Source organism: Candidatus Bipolaricaulota bacterium (genome assembly GCA_021159055.1).
GTDB lineage: Bacteria > Bipolaricaulota > Bipolaricaulia > UBA7950 > UBA9294 > S016-54.
In genome coordinates, this window is sequence record JAGGSO010000103.1 from 1 (window position 1) to 8,911 (window position 8,911).

Consider the following 8,911-nt stretch of genomic DNA (forward strand, 5'->3'; position numbering starts at 1 on the left):
CACCCCGGAGGGGAAGCGGCCCAGGCAAGCCGAGACCCCGCTCCCCGCCTGGGCGAACCGGAAGATGTTGTCGATGAACAAAAGCACGTCCTTTCCCTCTTCGTCGCGGAAGTACTCGGCGAGGGTCACCCCGGTGAGCCCGACACGGAACCGCGCTCCGGGCGGCTCGTTCATCTGGCCGTAGACGAGGGCGGTGTTCTTGAGCACCCCGGCCTCCTTCATCTCCAGGTAGAGGTCGTTCCCCTCGCGGGTCCGCTCCCCCACCCCGGCGAAGACGGAATAGCCCTGGTGCTCGTAGGCAATGGAGCGGATCAACTCCATGATGAGGACGGTCTTTCCCACTCCGGCTCCGCCGAACAGCCCGATCTTCCCTCCTTTGGGGAACGGGGCGATGAGGTCGATCACCTTGATCCCGGTCTCGAAGATCTCGGTCTCGGTCTCCTGGTCGAGGAGGGACGGGGCAGGACGGTGGATCGAGTAGCGCTTCTTCGCATCGACCGGGGGAAGCTCGTCGATCGGTGCACCGACGAGGTTGAGCATCCGCCCCAACGTCTCCGGCCCGACCGGGACAGTGATCGGTCCCCCGGTGGCGATCACCTCCATCCCCCGTGACAGCCCATCGGTCGAATCCATCGCGATCGCCCGCACCACGTCGTCGCCCAGGTGCTGCGCCACCTCCAGAACCAGGTCAGGAGCACCGTCCCGTGGGATCACGAGCGCGTCGTTAACCCGCGGCAATTCCCCCTTGGTGAACCGGGCATCGATCACCGGCCCCTTGATCTCGGTTATCCTTCCTACCGCCTTCTTGTCAGCCATCTTTCATCCCCCATCCTTTAATCCTGATCCAGCGATCATTCACTCTCTCAGTGCTTCTGCCCCGCCGACGATGTCCGCGATCTCGCGGGTGATCGACTGCTGGCGCGCCTTGTGGTAGAACCGAGTAAGGACGGTCAACAGATCATCGGCGTTGTCGGTTGCGTTCTTCATCGCCTGCCTCCGGATCGCGTGCTCGCTCGTCTTCGTCTCGAGGAGGAGCCCGAATATCTTCCCCTCAAGGTAGAGAGGAAGGGCGATCGCGAGCATCTCGGCTGCGTCCCCCGGCTCTACGATCGCCTCCCCACCCGCCGGCGCAACCCGGATCGGGAGGAGGTCGACGGTCACCAGCCGCTGGGCGAGGTCGGAGACGAACTCCATCCCGACGACAACCAGCTTTCCGATCTCACCAGCGGTGTAGAGATCGATCGCGTCGCGGGCGATCCTCCGCGCCGCCTGGATGCTCGGCTCCTCGTACAGGTGGGTATAAGCGCGCAGGATCTCGATCCCTCGTTGGGTGGAGAAGTGCGCCCGCGCCTTCTCTCCCCCGGCGAGGATCTTGCCCCCGTCCCGCGTCACCATCTCCTCCGCCTTCCGGTTTATCTCCCCTTGGAACCGGCCGCACAGGCCCCGGTCAGCGTTCAACGCCAGGACTCCGACGGCGGTGGAGCCGTTGTCAGCCAGGAGCGGGTGCGAGACCTCGGTTCCCTGGGCAAGAAGGGCGGCGATGAAGCTCTCAAGGGCGGCGACGTACGGGCGGGCCGGTTCCAGCCGCCGCTTCATCCGCGTCAGCTTGGTCATGGCGATCGCGTTCATCGCCTTGGTGATCTGGCGGATGTTTTCGATGTTCCCGATCCGCCGCTTGATCGCGCGTACGTTCTCCGCCATCGGCTATCCTCCGAACCGTTCCTTGAATTCACGCACCGCTCGCTCCAGCTTCGCCTCGATCTCCGGGGTGAATTCCTGTTTGTCCCGCAACTCATCGAAGATGTCTTCATGTTCTGAATGGAGGAAGCGCAGCCATCCTTCCTCGAACCGGCGCACTGCCCCGACGTCGATGTCCGCAAGGTGGTTCTTCACCCCGACGTACAGAGCGACAACCTGATCCTCCACCGGCATCGGCTGATACTGATCCTGCTTCAGGATCTCCATCAACCGATCCCCGCGGGCGAGCTGGGCCTTGGACGCCTCGTCGAGGTCGGCGGAGAACTCGGCGAATGCGGCGAGCTCGCGGTACTGCGACAGCTCCAGCCGGAGCTCACCGGCGATCTGCTTCATCGCCTTGATCTGCGCTGCCCCCCCGACGCGGGAGACCGAGTATCCCACGTTGATCGCCGGGCGGAATCCCTGGTTGAACAGATCGGTCTCCAGGTAGATCTGTCCGTCGGTAATCGAGATCACGTTCGTCGGGATGTAGGCGGTGATGTCACCGGCCTTGGTCTCGATGATCGGGAACGCGGTGAGCGAACCACCGCCGTGCTCGTCGGACAGTCGCGCCGCCCGCTCCAGCAGGCGCGAGTGGGTGTAGAAGATATCTCCCGGATAGGCCTCACGTCCGGGCGGACGCCGCAGCAGAAGCGACATCTCGCGGTAGGCGACGGCGTGCTTGGATAGATCGTCGTACACGATGAACGCGTCCTTCCCGTTGTACATGAAGTACTCGGCCATCGCGCACCCGGCGTAGGGAGCAAGATAAAGCATCGGGGTCGGATCGTGCGCCTCGGCGGCGACGACAATTGTATATTCCATCGCCCCGTGCCGCTCGAGGGCGTCGACCACGCGGGCGATGGTGGACGACTTCTGCCCGATCGCCACGTACACGCAGTACACGTCCTTCCCCTTCTGGTTGATGATCGTGTCCACCGCGATCGCAGTCTTTCCAGTGCGGCGGTCGCCGATGATCAGCTCCCGCTGGCCGCGGCCGATCGGGGTGAGGGCATCGATCGACTTGAGCCCGGTCTGGAGCGGGGTGTTCACCGGCTGGCGCTCGATCACCCCCGGTGCCTTGATCTCCGCCTTGCGGTGCTCTTTGGCATCGATCGGTCCCTTCCCGTCCTTGGGACGGCCGAGGGGATCGACCACCCGGCCGAGCAGCGCCTCCCCGACCACCGTCTCCAGGACGCGGCCGGTGCGCCGCACCTCGTCCCCCTCCTGCACCAGCTCGGTCTCCCCGAACAGGGCGACCCCGACGCTCTCCTCTTCCAGGTTGAGGACGAGGCCGAAGACGTCGTTCGGAAATTGAACTATCTCCGAGGCCATTGCATCCTCGAGCCCGTACACGCGGGCGATCCCATCCCCGACCTCGACGACCGTCCCCACTTCGCGCATCTCGAGGTCGTAGTTGAAACCCTTGATCTGTTCCTTCAGGATGGCGCTGATCTCATCTTTTCGCGTTCCAACCAACGTTCCTCCTTATCCGGCGAGCGCCGCCTGCAGCTGTGCAAGCTTCGCCCGCAGCGTCCCATCTATCACCTTGTCGTCAAGCTCGAGGCGAACCCCGCCGATGAGTCCAGGATCGACCCGCTCGGACAGCTTCACCCGCTTCCCGAGCGCCGCTGTCAGGTGCTCTATCAACTTGTCCTTATCCGCTTGCGAGAGAGGCTTTGCCGTAGCCACCCGCACTTGCGCGATATCCTCCCTCTCCCCACGCAGGTTAATGAACTCGTCGTAGATCAAGCGGATATATCCCTCACGGCCGTTCTTCACCAAGAGGTGCAAGAGATTGCGCAGGTACTCCGGGATATCCGGGAACGCTCTGTCGATGAACGAGAGCTTGTCCCCCCGCGGCACGAGCGGATGGGTGAGAAAGGTCATGGCATCGGGAACGGCGTCGAGAGCCTCCACCACGCGGCCGTAGCCGGACTCAATCTCGTCCACGATCCCCTCCTCCCGCGCCAGGCTGTAGAGGGCCTCGGCGTAGCGGCGCGCGATCTCCCGTGACTTCATGACTTGAGCCGTGCTGCCTCGGCGTCGACCTCGGCGAGGAGCTCATCGAGGAGCTTGCGGTGATCCTCGAGCTTTACCTCGCGGTCGAGGACCCGCGCCGCCCCCATCACGGCGAGCTCGGCGTAGGCACGGCGAAGCTCGTTCTCCATCTCCGCCCGCTCCTTGGCCGCCTCGCGGCGGGCCGACTCCAGGATCCGTGCCCCTTCAGCCTTGGCCTGGTCCTTCGCCTGGGCGACGATCTCCTCGGCGCGCGCGCGTGCCTCCTCGATCGTTCGCTCCGCTTGGACGAACGCCTTCTTCAGCTCCTCCTCGCGCTGGGCAGCGAGCCGCTCCGCCTCCTCCTGCGCCATTCGTGCCTTCTCCATCCGCGAGGCGATCAACTCCCGCCGCTTGTCGAGGTAATCGAGGGCGGGCTTGTACAGGAATCGCTTCAACAGGTAGAGGAGGAGCGCGAAGTTGACGAGGTTGGCGATGAAGGTCAGGTTGATGCTCTTTACGACCTTCCCCCAGAAGAGTTCCACGGCTCCTCCCTACTTCATTACGAACAGCAGGACGATCGCGATCAGAAGCGAGTAGATTCCCGTCGACTCCGTGATCGCCTGGCCGAGGACCATGGTGGTCATCAACCTGCCCGCCATCTCCGGTTGCCGCGCCATCCCATCGAGGGCGTGCGCGGCGGCGATCCCTTCACCGATCGCCGACCCGATCGCTCCGATTCCCATGCAGAGTCCGGCAGCGATGTACTTCGCCGCAGTGGCGATATCCGCCCCCGAAATCCCACTTACCACCTGCTGTGCTTCTTGCAGCATATTTCCTCCTTATGTCTAGGTCTCAACAGCCGCGTTGATGTACGCGACCGCCAGGATGGCAAACACAAATGCCTGAATCGCTCCTTCGAACAGTCCGTAGAACAGATTGACGATGAGCGGGAAGCCAAACGACAGGAACGTGAACGAATAGATGATGGAGAGCATGATCGCTCCCCCGAACATGTTCCCGAACAGACGAAACGCGTGCGAGAGGGGCTTTCCCACCAATCCGATGACGTTGAGGGGAAGGAGGAACGCGTACGGCTCCATGAACCCCTTTATGTAGCGGCGTACCCCGTTCAGCCGTACAGCGTAGAACTGAGACATGAAGAAGACCAACAGAGCGAAGCTGAACGTGACGTTCAGATCCTTGGTCGGGGATTCGAAGTAGGGGATGATGGAGATCCAATTGGAGAAGAGGATGAACAGAAACAGCGTCCCGATGAACGGGAACAACTCCCGCGCCAACTTCTCAGAGGCAAAGTTAGAGGTAAGCTGTGACTCGATGAACTGGAGGATGAGGTCGAGTGTCGCCTGAATCCGGTTCGGTTTGGCGTCCACCGGCTGGCGCAGGGAACGGCGGAAGAGGAGCGCGAGCGCAACGAGGAGCCCGATCACGATCCAGCTCATGATCATCGTTATGATATCGATGTCGAATCCTCCGCTTCCGACCGGGATGTGGAGGATCAGCTTCTCGCCCAGGTGCTCCGACATTCCCGTTTCACCTCCTGTAGATGCAAGTTGCCCAGATGGACGAGGACTTGTCCGAGGAAGAGCCCGCTCATGGCGGCGAAGAGGGCCGTCTGCCCGAGCAGGGAAATGCCGGCGAGCCCCACCCCGAGGAAGGCGAGCCGACCGACGCTCCCGAGCCCGGCGATCAATCCGCCCGTCCTCCGCCTTCGGTGGGAAAGCAGGGACCTACCAGCTTCGTAGATGAACCACGCGTTCAGGGTGAACAGGCTGCCGCCGAGCGCGAGCCCGAGGGCCACATCCGGGGCGCCACACGCAACGGCGATCACAGCGCCGAGCGCAAGCACGGGCCAGAGGAGACGTAGACGAAAGATCACAAAAAAACCGGGCCGGGAGGACCCGCCCATCTTCATCACCTCACTCTAGATGACGCGCAGCTGCTTGCTCTTCTCCTCCACAAGGGCATCGACCTTCTTCTCGTACTCGCGGATCGTCTCATCGTTCTTCTCGCGGGCACGATGGTGATCGTCTTCGGAGATCTCGCCGTCGTCCTTCATCCGATCGAGTTTGTCGTTCGCCTCGCGCCGGACGTTCCGCAGCGCAACCTTTGCCTCCTCCCCTTTCGCCTTGATGATTCGGATCAGCTCCTCCCGTCTCTCTTCCGAGAGCTTGGGGACCTTGATCCGGATCACCCGTCCATCGCTCGTCGGGTTGAGGCCGAGATCGGCGGCGAGGATCGCCTTCTCGAACGCCCCCATCTGCGTCTTGTCGTACGGCTGCACCACCAGGAGATCAGGATCGGGCGCGGCGATCGTCGCCAGCTGCTTGAGCGGGGTCGGGGTCCCGTAGTAATCCACGGTCACGTCCTCGACCATCGCCGGGTTCGCTCGACCGGTCTGGATCTTGGCCAGACTGACCCGCAGTACCTCCAGGGTGCGCTCCATGTGGGCGACCATCTCTTTTCTCACTCGTTCCGGCATCGTGTAACACCTCTTGGAGTTGGATTATAGGGCCCGGTCACTTCATTGCAAGTACGGGCAAGCATTCAGCGCTCCGCTTCCTCGCGCAGGATCTTCTGCTGCTCCCGGACAGCGGCGGCATGGGCCTTATCCCCGGTCACTCCGCGACGACGGGCGTCGAGTTCGCACAGTACTCCGGCCCTTCCATACAGTACGACCAGATCACCAGGGTGGATCTCCGTGTGCCCACGGGGAGCGCCGATGTACGTCCCGTCCGCCTTGTGAATCCCGAGTACCAATATCCCCTCGTCCCGCAGCTTGAGCTCGGACAGCCTCCGGTTAGCGAGCCAATCGTTCGGTTTCACTTGGAGCTCGACTACCCGATAGCCACCGGAGAGGTTGAGGAGGGCGGCGTAGTCGCGCACGTCAAGGTGGGTCCAGCGCTTGAGGGCCCAACCGATCACGCGGGACAGCCCCCGGTCGATCAGCTTGCTCGCGGCGATCACCCATAAACCGGCTAGCCCGCCCAACAGGGCGAGCAAGCGGGGGAGCCACTCCCCTTCCTTGAAGTCGGTGAACGAGATGATCAGGGAGGCGAGAGCAGTGACAACACCGGCGTTCCCGAGCAGGATCAACAGGAGGATGATCCTCCGTCGTACCGGATGTTGGACGACCTGTTCCGATTCCTTGGTGGTGAATCCCACCCCGCTGAACGCAGACCGAGCCTGGAACCGAGCCGCCTCGCGGGACATCCCGGTCAGGGTCAGCGCCACCGTTGCCACCCGCGTGATGAGGAGGGACAAGGCAACCACGATGAGGAGGGAGATTATCGCCGCCATACCCTAAGAGATACCACCTTGCGCCGGCTCGATCAACTCTTGTCCAAGACCGCAGCTAGCTAGGCATAATCAAACTGGAGAGATACGCCTCCTTGTCTGGCCCTGATGCGGGGAAGGTTGCCCCCACTTCCTTCCCCGCACGCCTTTATGAGGACCGAGTGTCTCGACCGTAGAGGTGGCGACACTCCCCGGAGGCGATCCGGCGCGCTCCGGCAGCGGTGGAGACGATGAGCGCACCGTCCGGTTCGATCCCGACTGCGCGGCCGCGGATCAGGCCTCTCCCGATGGATACGGAGACCTCCTTACCAAGGGTAGCGCAGAGTGCACGGTAGCGGGTGAGAATAGCATCATCCGCCGTCGGAGCGAGTAACACCCTGAGGATGCGGGAGAGGAGTTCCTCCGGCGCAGGGACCCTCCCGCCGGCGGCACGCACGCTCGTCGCGCCCGGGTACGGGACCCGATCCAGGTTCACCCCGATCCCGAGGATCATCGTCCCGTCCGCCTCCTCGATCAGGACCCCGGCGATCTTCTTCCCGTCCACCGTGACGTCGTTCGGCCACTTGAGCCGCGCCGCGATTCCACAGCCGGAGAGCGCTTCCGCCACCGCCACCCCGGCGCGCAGCGGAAGAAGCGGATCCGGGGCGAGGACGATCGAGGTGTACAGCCCACCGGGCGGCGATACCCATTCCCGCCCGTAGCGGCCGTGTCCCGCGGTCTGAGAATCGGCGATGACCACCGTCCCCACCGGGAGCCCGCGGGCGATCCGCTGGGTGGAATCGACCCGCCCGTAGCGTAGCAGGCGCAGCTCATGCCCGTTGATCGACAGGGAACGTATCTGCGGCATGGGGAAGGACGAGCACGCTGAACCCCGGGCCGAACCGATCGCGGGCGAGGTTCAGTATCCGGTTGGGATCGTGGATCGGTCTGAGGAAGAACCGCTCGACGAGCCGATCGTCCAGCTCGGACAGAAGATGGATCTCGGCGCGGGCGAGGTCCTTGGCAAGATAGATCGCCTTGTGCCCGCCGAGCTTGAACCCCTCCGTTTCGAACACTCCGAACACGTCCTCCGGTCTCTCGCAGCGGCGGATCCAATCCTCGAACACGGGATGGCCGATCCCGTCCGGACAGGCAGCGACGAGGAGGATCATCCCCCCGTCCCGGACCGCTTTGGCCGCGTTGTACAGCCCCTTGTACGCCTGGTAGAGGTCGATGTCCTTGGGCCGACCGCCGGCGGAGGCGATCACGAGATCGGCTTTCTCAGGAAGCGGCACCTTGAACATCTCATCCCAGACCGCCCGCCCGACCGCGTGCGCCGCCTCGATATCCCCGACCACGACCCTGACGACGCGCCCGTCCGGACCGAGGACGACGTCGACGATGAAATCGACCTTGACGAGCCGCGCCGCCTCGGACATCTCTTCACTGATCGGGTTGCCGTGGTAGACGCATCCCTCGCAACCCGGATCGAGGAGCTGGGAATGGTTGCGCTCGATCGTCTCCCGCCCGGCGACCCCGGGAAGGATGTTCTTCCTCCCGCCGGAGTAGCCGGCGTAGTAGTGCATCCCGATGTGTCCGATGCTGATCACGTGGTCGGCCTCGGCCACGGTCCGGTTGATCAGGATAGGGATCCCGCGGGAGCTTTCGCCCACCTCGACGAGGTCGCGATCGCAGTCGTGGATCAGGACGCGGAACTCGCGGCGCATCCCCCCGAGGAGCGCATCGAGCTCGGCGTCGGTCGGGGCGCGGTGCGTCCCGGTGGCGACGACGATCGTCACGTCCTCCCGGCGGACGCGGGAGGAGATCCGGTCCCAGATGAGGGGGAGGATCTCCCGGGTCGGAGTGGGGCGGGTATGGT

At 63.7% G+C, this 8,911-nt stretch carries 12 protein-coding genes; all 12 read right to left on the reverse strand.

The window, feature by feature from the left end; genetic code table 11:
• On the reverse strand, positions 1 to 816 hold an 816-nt coding region (locus J7J55_05470; GenBank protein ID MCD6142148.1), incomplete at its 3' end, for a F0F1 ATP synthase subunit beta.
• 39 nt (positions 817 to 855) lie between these two features.
• The gene (gene atpG / locus J7J55_05475; GenBank protein ID MCD6142149.1) at positions 856 to 1,701 is read right to left on the reverse strand and encodes an ATP synthase F1 subunit gamma; all 846 of its coding nucleotides are present in this window, start codon (positions 1,699 to 1,701) and stop codon (positions 856 to 858) included.
• Positions 1,702 to 1,704: 3 nt separating this feature from the next.
• Entirely contained in the window at positions 1,705 to 3,216 is a 1,512-nt protein-coding gene (locus J7J55_05480; protein MCD6142150.1) for a F0F1 ATP synthase subunit alpha, read from the reverse strand.
• 9 nt (positions 3,217 to 3,225) lie between these two features.
• The gene (gene atpH / locus J7J55_05485) at positions 3,226 to 3,759 is read right to left on the reverse strand and encodes an ATP synthase F1 subunit delta (GenBank protein ID MCD6142151.1); all 534 of its coding nucleotides are present in this window, start codon (positions 3,757 to 3,759) and stop codon (positions 3,226 to 3,228) included.
• Positions 3,756 to 4,280: a F0F1 ATP synthase subunit B gene (gene atpF, locus J7J55_05490; protein MCD6142152.1), complete on the reverse strand. Its 525-nt coding sequence runs from the start codon at positions 4,278 to 4,280 to the stop codon at positions 3,756 to 3,758. Before atpF ends, atpH begins: the two co-directional genes overlap by 4 nt.
• Before the next feature lie 9 nt (positions 4,281 to 4,289).
• Positions 4,290 to 4,568, reverse strand: a complete 279-nt coding sequence (gene atpE / locus J7J55_05495; GenBank protein ID MCD6142153.1) for an ATP synthase F0 subunit C — start codon at positions 4,566 to 4,568, stop codon at positions 4,290 to 4,292.
• Positions 4,569 to 4,583: 15 nt separating this feature from the next.
• The gene (atpB, locus tag J7J55_05500) at positions 4,584 to 5,282 is read right to left on the reverse strand and encodes a F0F1 ATP synthase subunit A (GenBank protein ID MCD6142154.1); all 699 of its coding nucleotides are present in this window, start codon (positions 5,280 to 5,282) and stop codon (positions 4,584 to 4,586) included.
• Positions 5,255 to 5,635, reverse strand: coding sequence for a hypothetical protein (locus J7J55_05505; GenBank protein MCD6142155.1), 381 nt, complete (start codon positions 5,633 to 5,635; stop codon positions 5,255 to 5,257). Before J7J55_05505 ends, atpB begins: the two co-directional genes overlap by 28 nt.
• 45 nt (positions 5,636 to 5,680) lie before the next feature.
• Entirely contained in the window at positions 5,681 to 6,238 is a 558-nt protein-coding gene (gene frr / locus J7J55_05510) for a ribosome recycling factor (GenBank protein MCD6142156.1), read from the reverse strand.
• Between the two features lie 65 nt (positions 6,239 to 6,303).
• Positions 6,304 to 7,056, reverse strand: a complete 753-nt coding sequence (locus J7J55_05515; protein MCD6142157.1) for a TrkA C-terminal domain-containing protein — start codon at positions 7,054 to 7,056, stop codon at positions 6,304 to 6,306.
• A 145-nt stretch (positions 7,057 to 7,201) separates the two neighbouring features.
• Entirely contained in the window at positions 7,202 to 7,900 is a 699-nt protein-coding gene (locus J7J55_05520; GenBank protein ID MCD6142158.1) for a biotin--[acetyl-CoA-carboxylase] ligase, read from the reverse strand.
• Positions 7,863 to 8,911 (reverse strand): nickel-dependent lactate racemase (gene larA / locus J7J55_05525; GenBank protein ID MCD6142159.1); only part of this gene is annotated, 1,049 nt, incomplete at its 5' end. The genes larA and J7J55_05520, both read right to left, overlap by 38 nt.